At 60.4% G+C, this 15,571-nt stretch carries 15 protein-coding genes; 2 read left to right on the top strand and 13 right to left on the bottom strand.

Annotation, left to right across the window (positions count from 1 at the left end):
* Window positions 1-58: 58 nt before the first annotated feature.
* A complete protein-coding gene (locus ACX3OZ_RS09820; protein WP_459097476.1) occupies window positions 59-799 on the top strand; it encodes an ATP-binding cassette domain-containing protein in 741 nt (246 codons plus the stop codon).
* Here ACX3OZ_RS09820 and ACX3OZ_RS09815 read toward each other — a convergent pair.
* The 6 genes from ACX3OZ_RS09815 to ACX3OZ_RS09790 form a co-directional block, all read right to left on the bottom strand.
* Window positions 796-1,608 (bottom strand): ABC transporter permease, encoded by an 813-nt coding sequence (locus ACX3OZ_RS09815; RefSeq protein WP_459104427.1) that lies wholly within the window; start codon window positions 1,606-1,608, stop codon window positions 796-798. The two genes, ACX3OZ_RS09820 and ACX3OZ_RS09815, sit on opposite strands and share 4 nt — an antisense overlap.
* On the bottom strand, window positions 1,599-2,720 hold the full coding sequence (locus tag ACX3OZ_RS09810) for an ABC transporter substrate-binding protein (RefSeq protein ID WP_459104484.1): 1,122 nt from the start codon (window positions 2,718-2,720) through the stop codon (window positions 1,599-1,601). The genes ACX3OZ_RS09815 and ACX3OZ_RS09810 overlap by 10 nt, the downstream gene beginning before the upstream one ends.
* A gap of 31 nt (window positions 2,721-2,751) precedes the next feature.
* The gene (locus ACX3OZ_RS09805; protein WP_459104426.1) at window positions 2,752-3,726 is read right to left on the bottom strand and encodes a PQQ-dependent catabolism-associated beta-propeller protein; all 975 of its coding nucleotides are present in this window, start codon (window positions 3,724-3,726) and stop codon (window positions 2,752-2,754) included.
* A 2-nt stretch (window positions 3,727-3,728) separates the two neighbouring features.
* Window positions 3,729-4,160, bottom strand: coding sequence for a cupredoxin domain-containing protein (locus ACX3OZ_RS09800; protein ID WP_459097480.1), 432 nt, complete (start codon window positions 4,158-4,160; stop codon window positions 3,729-3,731).
* Window positions 4,161-4,296: 136 nt separating this feature from the next.
* Entirely contained in the window at window positions 4,297-5,103 is an 807-nt protein-coding gene (locus tag ACX3OZ_RS09795) for a pentapeptide repeat-containing protein (RefSeq protein WP_459104425.1), read from the bottom strand.
* Window positions 5,100-5,816 carry a hypothetical protein gene (locus ACX3OZ_RS09790; RefSeq protein ID WP_459104424.1) on the bottom strand — a complete coding sequence of 239 codons (717 nt, stop codon included), beginning with the start codon at window positions 5,814-5,816 and terminating at the stop codon, window positions 5,100-5,102. The genes ACX3OZ_RS09795 and ACX3OZ_RS09790 overlap by 4 nt, the downstream gene beginning before the upstream one ends.
* Before the next feature lie 20 nt (window positions 5,817-5,836).
* On the opposite strand from ACX3OZ_RS09790, the gene ACX3OZ_RS09785 reads away from it, so the two are divergent.
* A complete protein-coding gene (locus ACX3OZ_RS09785) occupies window positions 5,837-6,400 on the top strand; it encodes a thermonuclease family protein (RefSeq protein ID WP_459097528.1) in 564 nt (187 codons plus the stop codon).
* Between the two features lie 56 nt (window positions 6,401-6,456).
* Here the strand turns inward: ACX3OZ_RS09785 and ACX3OZ_RS09780 are convergent, their stop codons facing one another.
* The 7 genes from ACX3OZ_RS09780 to ACX3OZ_RS09750 form a co-directional block, all read right to left on the bottom strand.
* Window positions 6,457-8,259: a PQQ-dependent dehydrogenase, methanol/ethanol family gene (locus tag ACX3OZ_RS09780; protein WP_459104423.1), complete on the bottom strand. Its 1,803-nt coding sequence runs from the start codon at window positions 8,257-8,259 to the stop codon at window positions 6,457-6,459.
* Between the two features lie 28 nt (window positions 8,260-8,287).
* Window positions 8,288-8,896, bottom strand: coding sequence for a Rieske 2Fe-2S domain-containing protein (locus ACX3OZ_RS09775; RefSeq protein ID WP_459097484.1), 609 nt, complete (start codon window positions 8,894-8,896; stop codon window positions 8,288-8,290).
* Between the two features lie 51 nt (window positions 8,897-8,947).
* Window positions 8,948-9,346, bottom strand: a complete 399-nt coding sequence (locus ACX3OZ_RS09770; RefSeq protein ID WP_459097485.1) for a hypothetical protein — start codon at window positions 9,344-9,346, stop codon at window positions 8,948-8,950.
* A gap of 238 nt (window positions 9,347-9,584) precedes the next feature.
* Window positions 9,585-10,598, bottom strand: coding sequence for an FAD:protein FMN transferase (locus ACX3OZ_RS09765; RefSeq protein WP_459104422.1), 1,014 nt, complete (start codon window positions 10,596-10,598; stop codon window positions 9,585-9,587).
* On the bottom strand, window positions 10,598-12,745 hold the full coding sequence (locus tag ACX3OZ_RS09760) for a 4Fe-4S binding protein (protein WP_459097487.1): 2,148 nt from the start codon (window positions 12,743-12,745) through the stop codon (window positions 10,598-10,600). The genes ACX3OZ_RS09765 and ACX3OZ_RS09760 overlap by 1 nt, the downstream gene beginning before the upstream one ends.
* Window positions 12,746-12,954: 209 nt before the next feature.
* On the bottom strand, window positions 12,955-13,944 hold the full coding sequence (locus ACX3OZ_RS09755; RefSeq protein WP_459104421.1) for an SMP-30/gluconolactonase/LRE family protein: 990 nt from the start codon (window positions 13,942-13,944) through the stop codon (window positions 12,955-12,957).
* Between the two features lie 427 nt (window positions 13,945-14,371).
* Window positions 14,372-15,535, bottom strand: a complete 1,164-nt coding sequence (locus ACX3OZ_RS09750; protein WP_459097489.1) for a pyridoxal-phosphate-dependent aminotransferase family protein — start codon at window positions 15,533-15,535, stop codon at window positions 14,372-14,374.
* Window positions 15,536-15,571 lie beyond the last annotated feature (36 nt).

The raw sequence follows: 15,571 nt of genomic DNA, 5'->3' as shown, positions 1-15,571 counted from the left end.
ATATTCTCCAACGCAGGCCGGTCTCATCGACCCTGCGGCATGATCGAAAGGTTGCAGCGTGACACCCTCCCTGGAGTTCCGCGACGTCCGTAAATCCTACGGCAAAACCGAAGCCCTCAAAGGGGTCAGTCTGGCGGTTGGGGCCGGAGAATTTGTGGGGCTGCTTGGGCCCAATGGCTCAGGCAAATCCACCCTGTTCCAGATCGCCGCTGGGTTGTTTGTGCCGGACGCAGGCTCGGTTTCGGCATTTGGGCTGGGCTATCGGAAAAACCCGTCCGAGATATTGCGAAAGCTTGGGGTGGTGTTCCAGACACGCTCGATCGATCTGGAGATGAGCGTAGTCGCCAATCTCAAATTTCATGGGGCGCTGTTTGGCCTGTCGGGCAAGGCGCTCACGGCGCGCATCGATGAGGTGACGCGGCTGTTGGAAATTGACGCGGTCGCCAACAAGACCGTGCGCATGCTGTCAGGCGGCAACCAGCGGCGGGTGGAAATCGCGCGGGCGCTGCTCAATCAGCCTGAATTGCTGCTGATGGACGAGCCCTCGGTGGGGCTTGACCCAGAAAGTCGGCGCCTGCTCAACGAGCATATCATCGGGCTGCAACGCACCCGCAAGGTGGCCGTCCTGTGGGCCACCCACCTTGTGGAAGAGGTTGCGGCGGCGGACCGGATCGTGTTGATCGCCGAGGGATTGGTGCTGGCCGCCGGGACGCCCGCCGAGATCTGTGAACTGGCGGGCGCCGCGACGTTGGCTGAGGCCTATCTGGCGCTGGTGGGCAGTGCGGCGGTCGCCGCCTAATCGCGCTTTTGCTTGCGAATAGCCCCTGCCTGCGGGTCATAGCCGCGCGCGGCCAGGGCGAAAGCGGCAATGGTTGAGCCGGCAACGACCGCAAAATCGACCCAGCTGAACCGGCCATAGGCGGCAAACCGCATTAGCTCGACGGCGTGAGTGAAGGGGTTCGCCTCGGAGAGGTAATAGACCGGCTGGGCCCCCACCTCCCGCAGCTTCCACAGCGGGTAGAGGGCGGACGACAGAAAGAACATCGGAAAGACGACGAAGTTCATCATGCCGGCGAAATTCTCCAGCTGGCGCGTATAGACCGAGACCAGCAGGCCGATGGAGCCCAGCATCAGACCCGACAGCAATATCGCCGGAATGATGGTGACGTAGCCCCAGAGCGGAAAGCCATAGCCGAACAGCCGGGCCAGGCCGAGAAAGGCATAGGCCTGCAGCAGTGACAGGATGGTGGCCCCGACGATCTTGCCAAACAGCAGGAAGTTGCGCGGCAGTGGCGAGACCAGCATGACGCGCATCACGCCGGCTTCCCGGTCATAGACCATGGACAGCGCCGACTGCATGCATTGGAACAGGACGACAATCCCGACCAGCCCCGGCAGGATATATTCCTGATAGGGGGTATAGGTCTGGTAGGGCGGGATGATCGAGACGCCCAGCAGATCATGCATGCCGGTGGCGAACACCAGCAGCCACAGGGCAGGCCGGATCAGGGCCGCGAGCAGGCGCTCAGTCTGGCGCAAGAATTTTGAAATCTCGCGCCAGCTGATGGCAACAATGCCGAGCCAAAGATGATGGGCGGTTACAGACACGCGTGTTCCGGTTCGTCAGTGCCGAGCGTGTCGAGCGTGTTGATCTGGTGTTCAAACCCATCGAGCGGCGGAATGGCTATCACCGCGTTGTGGGTTGCCAGCATGACCGGCATGCGCATCTGCCCGTCCCATTCGCGGAAGTTCATGGTTACGCCCTTGGAGCCGTCGATGCGCAGCTTTGAGGCCCGCAGATACGCGTCGATGCCGGCGGCATCGGTCGCGCGCGACTTGGTGTAGGCCGTGGCGATGGCTTTAGCCGCAATCCAGGTCGACCAGTCCTGTCCGGCCATCCGGCGACCACCGGAAATATCCTCGAAGCGAGAATTGACCTGGGGTGCGCCATAGCGCTCCAGCGACCAGTGCCATTCGGTGGCGACAAGCCCGGTGGAGCCCAGGACGGGGCGCGGCAATTGCGTCGCATAGGGCAGGTACCGGCCATACTCGCCATCGCTATCGGCGAGGTAGATGACGTCATAATCCGCACCGCCGGTCAGCAGGCGGGTATTGTTCTCCTCGCGGCTCTCCGGATTGGTGCTGAGCGAGAAGGGACGCTGGTCCACGATGTCCAAGCGATAGCGCTCGGCCGACTGGCGGAAGCTGTCGGCGATCTGGGCGTCACGAGGCTGTTCGCCAACCAGCAGCAGCACCTTGGTCCAGTTGTTGCTCCGCAGGTACTGCACCATGGCGTCGGCGGTCATCCGGTCGGATGCCGCAGTATGCAGCAGGTTGGGATAACAACGACCGCGCAGGACATCGTCTGGCGCGGTCGCATTGACCAGCGTCACCGGTAGATCGCGGCTGGCACTGGCCAATTGGTCGACCGTTTCGCCGGGCAGGTCGAGAATGACAAACTGCGTCCCGGCTGCGGCCATGGCCTCAACCTTGGCCAGCAGCCCGTCGACATCGCCGGCCTTCTCTGCATCGAGCACAAAGCTGTTGCCGGTTGCCTCGGCCAGCATCTGGGAATCGAGCAATCCCAGTTCCGCGCCCTTGAGCGCGTCACCGGTGGGATGGAGTTCGATCCGCGCATAGACATAGTCTTCGGAATAGCGCGGATCGTTCTCGAGCGACAGGTAGCCAATGCTGATGTCGGCGGCCAAAGCCGTCGACACCAACAGAGAAAACCCAAGGGCTGCCAGGGGCCTAATCATCGATCAACACAGTGTGCGGAACCCGTCCAACGGGAACCGATTTCACCGCCTTCATGGTGGCCATATCAACGATGGTGATGTCATCCGACAGGCCATTGGCCACAATCGCGATGGAGTCATCGTGATTGAGCGCCACCGACCAGGCGCGCCGGCCGACGAGCACATATTCGATCACTTCTTTGGTGGCGACATCCACAATGGCGATGTGGTTGGCGCGACCCAGGCTGACCAGCGCCTTGCTGCCATCCTTGGTGATCTCGATGCCCACCGGGGTCACGTCTTCAAGGCGGAAACCGGGCGGGATATATTCCAGCACGTCCTTGATTTCGTTGGTGGCGCGATCGATCACATAGACCTCGCTCGACAGCTCAGCCGACACCCACAGCTCGGTATCGTCCGGGGTCATGGCGAAGCGACGCGGACGGGTGCCCACCAGGATATTCTTGATGACCGCATTGGTCGCCACGTCAATGACGTGGATCATGTCCGCAACTTCCGACGTCACGTAAACCGTGGTGTTGTCGGCCGTGGCGATAACACCTTCCGGCTCGGCGCCAGTGGGAATATCGGCAATCGAAATGCGGGTCGCCGCATCGATCACTTCAAGCCGCGAATCTTCTTCGTTCGAGACGTAGATGCGCGATTCGTCGGGTGAGAAGGCAAACACTTCCGGGCTCGGCCCGGTCGGAATGCTGTCCACCACTTCGAGGGTTTCAACATCGATGATATCAATGATGTCGTCGTCGCCGCACGCCACGTAGAGCAGGGTGCGGTCGGCGTTGAAATGCATGTCGCGCGGACGACGCGAGGTCTCGATCCGCTTGACGATCTCGTAATCAGGATTGAGCACGACAACTTCATGGCTCTTTTCGTTAGACACGAAAATGAGATTAGTTCCCGCCGCCTGGGCGGGAACAATCATGGCCAACGTCATGCCGACGAGGGTGATAAGGGATTTTAGCTTCATGGCTATTTCACGATGAACTTGCCGACCAACCCACGGCTCTCATAGCCGTCAGCCGAGAACTGATACTCGCCCGGGCGGACCGGAACGAACCAGATGTCGACGATGCCTTCGTCGTCGAATTCGACGCTGTGCAGGCCATAAGGGGTGATTTCGAGATCGTTGATGATCACCTGGTTGATCCAGGAATTGCGGAACAGGCCCGGTGCGATCACTGCCAGCTCTTCGCCGCCATCATGGACGATGCGCCAGCGGTAATACTTGCCGGTTTCCAGCTCGAAGGTGGTTTGCGAGAAGGTCAGGTCAGTGGAGTTGATTTCCAGATCAGGCAGGCGGGTCGCATTCGATGCCAGGTTACCTTCGGCCAAAGCCGTGCCGGGGACGGAAATCAGGCAGGTAAAAATAGCGGCTGCCTTGAGTGAATTCCAAATCTTCATCGTCGTGTGTCCTCTTCCCTGAGTGAACAATTGCTAATTTTTTTGGCGCTGTTCGCTTTGCGCAACCCAGCGCGTCGTCGGAATTGTGTTTTTTACAAATTTATTGGTGTGTCTTAGGTCGGCATATCTCCATTTTTTAGTCGTGCCAGGAGGCGTCCGGCATAAGGGCGCCACTGAAATTCGTGCCTTCAATATTCGTGTCGCGGAGATTCGCCGCAAGCAGCCTTGTTCCGCTCAGATCGGCATTGGACAGGTCGGAGTTTACCAGATCGGCGCGCAGCATGTCGGCACCCTTCAAGGTGGCTCCGGCGAAGTTGCTGTTGCGGGCATTGATCTCCGACAGGTCACCGCCCTCTACGCTGCCACCCTGCAGGTTGAAGCGCTGCATGGTAACGCCATGAAAGGTCGAGCCTTTCAGATCGGCACCAGAGGCATCAACGCCGCTCAGGCGCGCGTTCTCATATTGGCTGAACGGCAATTCAGCGTTCTTGAGCGTGGCACCGGTCATAACGGCACGGCGAAACACCGCACCCAGCCCGACTGCGCCATCGAGAACCGCGTTTGACAGCTTGGTCCGGAAGAAGATCACCTGATCGACCGTGGTCTTCTGCAAATTGGCGCCGGTCAAATTGGCTTCGGTGAAATCGGTATGGGTCAGGTTTGCGCCCTGCAAATTCACGCCCTGCATGCTGGCCCGATAGAAACCGGAATTTGCCAGATTTTTCCCACTCAGATCGAGACCATCGAAGATGGAGTCGGTGAAATCGCCCTCGGACAGATTGGCGCCACCCAGATCTGCGCCGGTAAAGTCACAGGCTACGCAGCGCGTCGTCGTCCCGGCCAGGAAATCCTGCAACGGATCGGCACTGGCCATGCCCGTGCCCTGGGCGAGAAGGAGCAGCGTCGCGAACGCGCCCAGTGCTGTCCTGCGTGCCAGGGTCATTGCTGGGCTTTCTCCTCGACGCGAGGATAGGACGCATCCCAAGCTTCCCACCGCGTCGAGCTTTCAAACTGGCCTGGGGCGAACTGGCCGGTGAGATCGACACCGGTCTGGCCCGGCTTGCGGAAGGCATGGCCCTGGACGCGCACAAATTTGCCGTCGACGGACTTGGTGCAGATGTCATCGACGTAGTTGGTGCCCACCGGCGTGCGCCCGAAGCGTGGTTCGAAGCTGTCGCAGTCCCAGCCTTCGCTGCCATAATGCGAATACACCCGGAAGCGCAGCAAATAGGCCTTCGAGCGGTCGCGCGTTTCAGCGCGTGAATCGGTCACCGCACGGAACCCCCGCGACACGCCATTCTCGTCAAACAGCAGGGACATCACCACGGGAAAATTGGCGACCCGCGTGCCGCCGAAGGGCTGCAGCCAGAGCTCTTCGTCATATTGGTCATGAAACAGCTGGGACAGGCGCTCGGTGCTGTTGCCGAATTCGACAACAACTTCATGCAGCCCGTTCTCGTCAGCCGCGCATTTTGCATACTCCGCCCAACCGGATAAGGCTTGCAGCGACAGATTGCCATTGTTGCCGCAGGCAAAGCGGTCATACCCTTCAGTGGTAATGTCCGCAGCATTCTGCCCGATGCCCAAGGTGCGGAAATCGGGCGGGAAGGGCGCTGTTTCCTGGGCCTGTACGGCGGCCGAGAGGCTCAGCGCCAAGACCGAAGCGGCAATTGCCGATGCATATTGAGCAGAGCGAAGTTTTTGAAGAATTGCGGAGAATACAAATGAAACGGGTCGCATGTTTGGCTTTTCTATATTCGGCGCTGGTTGGAGCCACATATGCCCAAGGGATATTAAGCGCGCCCCTGAAGACGGAAGTCGGACCCGCCGTCGCGGTTGAAGGGGATCATGTGGCTGTGAACGGCGTGGTCTTCGCGCTGTTTGGAGTCGATGCGCCCCTTAGAATTCAGTGGTGTACCAATGATGGCCAAAAATTTGGCTGTGGCTTGGAGGCCTTGCAGTCGCTGCAGGGCCTGATCGAAAACGAGACCGTAAGCTGCGAGCAGGTCCGCGATCCGCACTTGCGCCGCCGCGTGCTGCGCTTTGGCCGGTGCACTATTGGCGACCTGGATCTCGCCGCTGAGCTGGTTCGTCAAGGTATGGCCATGGCATTTCCCGACCAGTCTGATGAGTATGTGCGGCTTGAGGAAGAGGCAAAGTCGAACAGGGTAGGTTTGTGGGCCGCGGATGAATTTACGCCTCCGTGGATCTGGGAGGATACGTATCTCAACGAGCGCTAAAGGCCTCCCACAGCGTGAGGTAAAGGTGGGCCCCATTGGGGCCCACCTTCGATAACTTAGTTGATCGCGAAGACGTAGAGCTGATCGGTCGGCACGAAGAACGCGGACGGCGGATAGACGCCACGATCTGCGGCAGACGGAGCAGCACCAGCCAGCACAGCGATGTACTGCTTGCCATCCACTGCGTAGCTCATCGGCGGGCCAGCCAGCGAGGTGCCGACGTTGAACTTCCACACCACTTCCAGCGACTTGGCGTCATAGGCAGTGATGTAGCCGTCCGTGCCCGAACCGAAAACGAGGTCGCCACCGGTTGCCAGCATGCCGTTCAGACGACGCGGCATGGTGACCTTGCTGACCGTTTCACCGGTAACCGGGTCGATCGCGATGACCGAACCACCGTTGAACACTTCCGGCATGACCGTGCCTTCAGGAGCAGGCAGACGCCCGTTCCATTCACGCTGTGCGGCCACGACGTCGTATTCGCCACCGGTAATGGTCGGATTCGGCGACTCTTCAGGCACGTAAGCCGAGCAACCTTCAGCCGACGTCACGTACAGCAGGTTCACACCCGGGTTGTACGCAGCAGGCTGCCAGTTCTTGCCGCCGCCGAGCGTCGGGCAGTAGATGCCGACGTCGCCAGCACGCGAACCGACGGTACCAGCAATGTACTTCTGCAGACGGGCTGCAGGATCGTACTCGTTGGGCTTGCCGGTTTCGAGGTCAATGCCAGTGGTCCAGGAGACGTCTTCAACATACTGCTCGGCATAGCTCAGCTTGCCGTCCAGACGGTCGAAACCGTACATGAAGCCGTTACGGGCCGCACGAACCACCATCTTGCTGGTCTTGCCGTCTTCACCGACGACGTCGATCAGCTGGTTGTCACCAACTTCGTCATAGTCATACGGGTCGTTCGGCGTGAACTGGTAGTGCCAGTCGATGGCGCCGTCCTTGGAACTGATCGCCACGATGCTGGACGCATAGAGGTTGTCGCCAGGACGGTATTCGGCGTCAATCTGCGGCGCCGGGTTACCGGTGCCCCAATACATCATGCCGGTTTCCGGGTCATAGCTGCCGGTCTGCCAGATCGAGGCGCCGCCAGTCTCCCAGTCACGACCTTCCCAGGTATCAAAGCCTGGCTCGCCAGGTCCGGGGACGAGGTGAGTCCGCCATACCGGCTCGCCGGTATTCAGATCCAGGGCCTCAAGCCAGCCGCGAATACCATATTCGCCACCTGCCGGACCGTAGACTGCGGTGTCACCCACGATCAGCGGTGCGCCGGTAAAGCTCTCGGCACGCTCCTGGTCGGCGCGCTGCACCTCCCAGTTCACTTCGCCGCTTTCCTTGCTGAGCGAGAAGACGCGTCCGTCCATGGTCAGGCCGATAACATCGCCGTTCCACAGGCCGATACCGCGGTTTTCTGCACCGCAGCAGGTCGCGTCCGAAATCCACTCACGGTCGACTTCCGGATCATACTTCCAGATGATCTTGCCGACCTTGCCGTCGCGAACGTCCACTTTGTACACCACGGACCAGCCGGACTGCACATACATGAAGCCGTCTTCAACCAGGGGCGTACCCTCGTTGCGAGCGCTGGCATAACGACCACCGCGCGAGGCGTTGTCGAACGTGGTCACGAACGCGAGCGTCAAATCCTTGACGGTGTCCGTGTTGATTTCCTTCAGCGGGCTGAAGCGATGGCTGTCATAGGTCCGGTGAACCATCAGCCAGTTGGCGTCTTCGGCCTCGTTGCCGGCGGCGAGCAGGCGCTCGGCCGTCGTGTCAGCGGCCATCGGCGCGCCAATGGCCAAAGCCATGCTGAGTGCAATCAGGCTTGATTGCAGCAGAGAATTCCGTCTCATACTATTGCCTCCCAATCTAAAAATTAAATCACATCGTCTCGTCGCCGCCGACTCGTGAGTCGAAGACTGAAGCAACCACGATCTCGCCATCAACTATTTCCAGACCAAGCTGGGGTAGTTTTCTACTGGCAGGCCCAAACACGACTGAACCGTTGTTTTTTGGGTCGAAGTGCGAGCCATGGCACGGGCACTCGAGATTTTTCTCTTCGCGAAGCCAGCCGGTCACTTCACAGCCGGCATGCGTACAGATCGCGGAATAGACAAACACCCCTTCAGCTGCAGCAGCCTTGGCCTCGTCGGTCAAATCGCTGTCGTTGAACTTGATGGCCAGCAGGGTGTGCATGTAATCGCCGTTACGGACAACGCCTTCGGGCGACACCGCATAAGCCGTCTTCGGGCTGGTGCCTGCGCGCAGTTCCTTGACGGTCAGGCGGCGGCCATCTTCACGGATCGTGATGAAGTCGCCAACCTGCGGCGCCAGCTCGTTGTCGGCCTGGGCGAAAGCGGGACCAGCGACGGCAATGCCGCCAACGGCGACCATGCCCTGAAGAACGGCGCGCCGGCCAAAGCCAGCAGCCAAACGGCAGATCGGCTGACCTTCGCCAAATTCTTTGTTGTTATCTTCTTTGCTGCTCATTCAGCGCTCCTCAACAACGCATAATATTATCGGTAGAAATTGGCTCCGCCCTCAAGGGCAGAGGTTCAGCTTCCCCTTGGGGCCGGCGCCATCCAGCACCTTGATGTCAACGGACTGCTTGTCGTCCTGCAGCGAAATGCGCAGCGTACCGCTCTCGGCCTCTTCATGGCCGGCCTCGCACACGACATTGGCATCCCAGACCGTCTTGCCATCTTCGGCAACCGGATCGGTCAACCCAGTAATGGTACAAATGGCCTCATCAACGAGGGCCTTCTCTGCTCCCAGGGCTCTAACCTTGCCATCTGGAATGGAACGCTCGCCATTTATGATCGCGCAACCAGCCGCTGTTCCGTAGGTGCCGTCTATCTCAAGCGGCTGCGCCAACAATGGTGACGAACACAATGAAAACACAACAACGGCAGCGAGGAAGCGACGTTTGGATTGAGGCATTATTGCAATACCTTCCCTTTTAAACTTGGTGGTTCAAAAACTAGAAAATTCGTCCTAAACCACGATAGTTGTTACAAAAAATGACGTGGATGGCAAGCAAGAATGGGCAAAAGTCATACGAATGTCTAAAAGCCTTTCCGGGGTTCGAGACGTCGGCCGGTCCGGAGGCTGAGTCGACGGCCACAGGACAGGTTTGGAGCATGCCGGACGATCAAAGCGCGCCCAAAACGGCTGCGGGCTACGCACTGGTGCCATCGCGGCGCGTCAGCATGGCCCGAGTCTCGGGATAGAGCGCCAGCAGCGGCTGGGCCGCAGCTTCACCCGAAACAAAAATGGCTGTGGACAGGGCATCGGCGAGCATGGCGCGCGGGGCAACTACGCTGACCTCCAGCAGACGCTGGGCGCTGCGCCCGCTGGCCGGATCGAAGATATGGTGCAGGTCCGACCCGGGGAAATGCTGACCATAGCCGCCCGAAACAGCCAGCGCTTCATTGGCGATGCTGATGGTGCGATTGATTTCCAGGGTATTGCGTGGGTTTTTGAGGGCGATCAACCAGGCGCCACCCTCCGGCCGCCCGCCGATGGCACGGGTTTCGCCCACGTCCACCATGCTGTTATCGAAGCCTTCCTGCTGCAGTAAATCGGCGATCCGATCAGTAATATAGCCCTGGGCGATGCCGTTGAGCGTCACGGCCATGCCGGGCTTGGCGAATCGTAGCTGCCTTGGGCCGATCTCGAGCTGGCGATAGTCCACCAACGCGCGCGCCGCTTCGATGATCGCAGCAGGCGGCCCCGCGACCAACTCCGGTTGCTTGCGGAAATGCTCACTATAGACCCGCCAGAGCGGCTGGACCGTCGGATCGAAGGCGCCATGGCTCGCAGCGGCAATCTCGCGCGCAGCCTCCAGAACCGCCACCAGATCGGGCGAGGGCGTGAGCAGCCGGCCATTGTGGTTGAGCCGGGAAATTTCGCTGTCATGGCGGAACAGGCTGAATACCCCTTCCAGCCGTTCGACCTCGCTCCGCATCCGGGCGATTGTCGAATGGGCAAAGGCGGCATTGGGGTGCCACAGCGTCAGGCTGGCCGGGCCGCCCAGCGACTCGCCTTGCCAGGTCTGGAATGAAGGTTGCTCGCCGAGCCGGCTGAGGCCGGCAATGCCGACCGGCACGGCCAGCGTCGCCGCCAGCACCTTGAGGGCCTGCCGACGCGAGTATTTCGACGGAGCGCCGGGGCGCGAGGAGGTTCCGCTCATCATTTAGCCACCGCATTGCGCGTGAAAACCGGAACATTCGGACGCTGGGCGGCGCTGGAGCGCTCACGCTGCTTGCGCTGCTTGGCCAGCGGCGGGCAGCGATGGTCGTCGTAATATTCCACCTGACAATCCAGGCATTGGAAACACTCGGCCATGTTGATCTTGCCGGTCGGCTCGATCGCACGCACCGGGCAACTGCGTTCGCATAATTTGCAGGGGCTGCCGCATTCCGGGCGGCGCTTGAGCAAGGTCAGCAAATGCAGCCGGTCGAGGATCGCCAAGGCGCCGCCAAGCGGGCAAAGGAAACGGCAAAACGCCCGTTCGGTAAACAAGCCGATGGACAACAGCACCACCGCGTAAAGCACATAGGGCAGGGCGCGGACAAAGTGGGTGGAAATTGCCGTCTTGAATGGCTCGATGTCGGCGGCGACCGAACCCGCAGTGGGCGCCAGGAACGCCAAGCCGACAACCACGGCGAAGGACACATATTTCCCCCACCACAGCCTGCCTTGCAGCTTGGCGCTGGGATTCCATTGCGGCAGGCGGAGCAGGCGGGCCGCCTGGGCCAGCAATTCCTGCAAGGCCCCGAATGGGCAAAGCCAGCCGCAAAACACCCCGCGCCCAATAAGCAGCAGCGAAATGGCCGTATAGATCGAAATCATCACGATCAGCGGTTCGGCCAGATAGAAGCCGATATCCAGATTCTGGAACGGCGCTTTGAGATAGTTGATGACATGCACGATGGAGAGTTGCGCGCCGACACCCCAGCCCAGCCAGACCAGCGTGAACACTAGGAAACCGGTGCGAACCCAGCGATGCAAACGCCGGTAACGCGACAATACCGACTGGAACGCCAGAATTCCCGTCAGCGCCAGCAGAGCCACGCCCAGGATGATCACTTCGGTCCGACTATGCTCCCAGGCCTCGACCCAGGCCGGAACCGGGTCCGGTTCGGGCATCAGGATGTGGCGGGGGGGCAATTGATAGTCCAGCACGGGCAGCGCGATGGTCGCGGTGGCGCCGGTAGCAGCGTCGGTGGCATGAACCAGAATCTCGACGCCCCAAGGCGCCAGCGGGTCGAAACCGCTATCGGGCGGCAACAGCACCATGCCGCTGACCTTGCCCAGCCGAATTCCGGCCCGCATGAAACTGGATTTGTCGAACTCGAAGCTGCGGTCGCCCTGTAGGATGCGCAAGCGCTCCAAGTGGAAGCCGCTGGAGCGGTTCTGGAATTTATAGCCCAGGAAATCATAGCGGCCATTGGAGGCCAGAAAAATGGCCTGAGACCCCGGGGGGAAGTCGGCGAAGATCAAGTCGTGGCTGCCCCGGCCGGCGGCATTCCGGCCGATCATGGCAGGCGTGGCAAGGCCAGCGCGCAGTTGCAGATAAACCTCATCAGGTCCACCGCGCGGAGTAATCTCGGGCGTCATTGCTGCCGCCCCGGCCTGTTCCATCGCCTGGGCGAGATCGGCATTGGTGATGGTCATCGACGCGATGGAGCCATCGGCGAGCAGGGCGTTGTGGTCCATCGGCGCGAAACTATCGATGTCGAGCGTGGGCTGGGTAATCACCGGCCGGCCGAGCCGCGCGCTGAGCACGACGCGGGCACTATCTCGGATCGCATTACGGAAGGCCCGGCCAGAGGTCGTCACCCCGGCAAGGAATTCCGGCTTGGGGCCGTCCGCAGCCCCGGTACGTGAGGACATGCCCGCTGTGGCGGTCAGAAATTTATCCGTCAGCGCGATGAGCCGGTCATCCTCGATGATCAGGGGCTCACGGTGAAACAGGCTGACCGCGCCGGTCACCCGTCCATCCAGGCCAACACCCGCGATGACATCGAATGGCGTGCCCGAATAACCATGAGCCCGCACGATATCCAGCGTCGAAAAGATATAGCCGAGCAGTTCATCGCCCTGATAGGCGGCTGCCGACAGCGGCCCCTCATCGTCCAGCAATTCGGTGCGGTCGGCTTCGGGAAAAACCTTGCTGACCACATCTGGCGTCAGCCGCTCGCTGAGTGCGGGCGGATGCTCCCCATATTCGTAGTCAGCAGCATGGGCCAGTGACGCGATTAAAAACGACAGGCAAAAAACAGTCCGGATGAAAAACCCGGCGAGGCGGGCATCGCGCCCAGTAAAACTAAACAATTCAGACATCTCCCACCGCCGGAACTGCGTTTCGACGATTAGCGTGAGTCTATGCCTATTTGTCGCGCCGGGGGAAGGCAGACGCGATCACAACCGTCCACCGGAGCGGATTTTGAGGTTGAATTTGCTGATTCTGGGCCGCGCGGATTGCGGGCGTCGCCGCCAGCAATCCGCGCGTTTTCAGCACGAAGGCCTGTTCAGACCTGCGATCAGTCCAGCTTGAGGAAAGCCAGTCCGTTATTGTTGTTGAGCGGGATCACCAACTGGTTGGCCTCGGCGTCGTAGCACATCGAGGCGGCGCTCGGCACGCCGGTGGCGATAAGCTCGGCCGGCTGTCCCGGGACGATCTTGGAAATGCCGCCCTGCGTGACGCTGCTGACATATTTGGTGCCGTCGGCCATGATCACGAGGCCATCGCTGCCGGGTTGGGCGGCATGCTCGGTATTGAGCAACTCGCCTTCGGGCGAAAACGTCAGCACCGCATCGTCGCCGATATTGACCACGACAATATTGCCGTCGCCATCGATCCCCACACCGTTGGGCGATGCCAGCGGCGCGCCGTCAAGAAAGACGCTGGCCGTGCCATCCGGGGTAATCTTGTAGATGCGCATCGGATCTTCGGCCTTGCCGCCGCCGGTCTGGGACGCATAGATCGTGCCGTCGTCGGCGACTTCGATGTCGTTGAACCACGCCACTTCGGGCACCGGAATTTCGCCCGAAGGCGCGCCGGTTGCCATGTCGAACATGCGGATGACGACAGTTCGTGCTACCCCGTCAGCAGTGCCACCATCGCTATCGGCGGCGTAGAGCGTGCCGTTCACGATGTCGCTGCCGAATGGCTCATTGAGCACCAGGCCGTTGCGATTGGCCCCGATCCAGCGGGGCGTATGCACCGAACCATCATGATTGATCAGGGACACAAAGGCATCATTGGGGAATCTGTCCTGCGGCGCACCTCGGTTGAGGGCCACAATGAGGTTTCGTTCAGCATCGTAGGAACAGCTCTCGGTGCTCACCAGGGCGCCGTACATTTTTACATTGTCAGAAGCCGGGGTGTAGACCCCGTCGCGGCTGGTCACACCCACTGGCATGCCGGCCTTGAACGGCTGCACTTCGGCTGGTGCCGCAGCTTGCTGTGCATTAACTGCGCCAGTGCTCAGCAGAAGGGCAATGCAAATGCTTGATGTTGACAATTTCATGAAAAATCTCCAAGTCGGCTTGCTTCAGGCGAAGGCGGATGTATTCGGAGTAATTTTGGCAAGACAAGAATAATTTCTTGTAGGTCAATTTTAGGCTGGACATATTCAACTTAACGTCGATGCCGGCCCTCCGGTTGACTGGAAATACTTGCATCGTCCCAGATGCGGGACGATGCACGCATGGCGGATCATTGCGTATTTGGCCGGCGCTGGCCAGTGTTGGAATGGCCATTTGATAAGACGTTACCGCCTTGGCGCAGCGGCCCGCTCCCCATCTACGCCCACATGGTCGTCACTGATCCCGCCCTCCTTGGTCTTGAGCTGCCGCCTGTTCGGTGACCTCGCGAGTGCGCAAGGCGGAGTAAGTGCTACTCAGCCCTGCGCCCAATCGTTTGCCTCACCTGGCTGGACAATGCCGGGCCGTTGCCTATCTGCCCAGCACATCCATCGCTGCCTGGACGCCGCCTCGCTGGAAGGGGATTTCCGTGCCCTTCAGGCCCATCTCGATGCCGGAGAGCGTCGCAAGCAGGGTCAGGTCGTTGCATTGTCCCAGGTGGCCAATGCGGAAAATCTTGCCTTTCAGCTTCGTCAGTCCCTGGCCGAGAGAAAGATTGTAATGCTCCAGCACGTGGGCCCGCAACGCATCGGCGTCGTGACCCTCAGGCAAGAGGACCGCCGTCAGCACGGAGGAATAAGCATGGTCATTGGTGCAGAGCACTTCCAGACCCCATGCCTGCACCGCGGCGCGGGCGGCGGACGCAAGGCGGTCATGGCGGATAAAGACATTGGCCATGCCTTCGCCTTCGAGCAGGGCAATGGCCTCCCGCAAACCGTAAAGCAGGTTGGTAGCGGGGGTGTAGGGGAAATAGCCGGTTCGATTGAACTCGATCATTTCGGACCAGTCCCAATAGGATCGGGGCATCCCGCCCGTCCTCGCTGCCTCGATGGCCTTGGGAGACAGGGCGACCAGACTCAGGCCGGGTGGCAGCATGAGGCCCTTTTGCGAGCAGGTGACGGTGACGTCGACGCCCCAATTGTCGTGCTCATAGGGCAGGGAGCCCAGCGACGAGATCGCGTCGACCATCAGCAGTGCCGGATGGTCCTCCGCGTCGATCGCTGCGCGGATCGCGGCGATTGGGCTGGCGACGCCGGTCGAGGTCTCGTTGTGGACCACCATCACCGCCTTGATGTGATGCTCTCGATCCTTAGCCAAATGCTCGCGAATGACCTCGGGATCGGCCCAGTCCCGCCAATCGCCAGGGATAAACTCGACTTCCACGCCCCATTTCGTGGCAAGCTTGCGCCATTGGGTGGCGAAGTGTCCGGTCTCAACCATGAGTACACGGTCGCCGTGGCTCAATGTGTTGACGATGGCTGCTTCCCAGGCGCCGGTGCCCGAGGAGGGGAAGATCAGAACCGGGTGTTGGGTTCCGAAAATGCGCTGGCTGCCGGTGAGGACCGTCTTGGCAAGATCGGCAAATTCGGGTCCCCGGTGGTCGATGACCGGCATGCTGATGGCACGAAGAACCCGGTCAGGGACCTGGCTTGGGCCTGGGATTTGCAGGAAGTGCTGTCCAAAATGAAGTGTCATCTGCCGCCTGATTGCCTTGAAGTGAATCCTTGGTCC

It is taken from the genome of Devosia sp. A369 (assembly GCF_054489345.1).
Note: the sequence above shows the minus strand (reverse complement) of the source record. Positions and strands in the feature narration are given on the sequence as shown.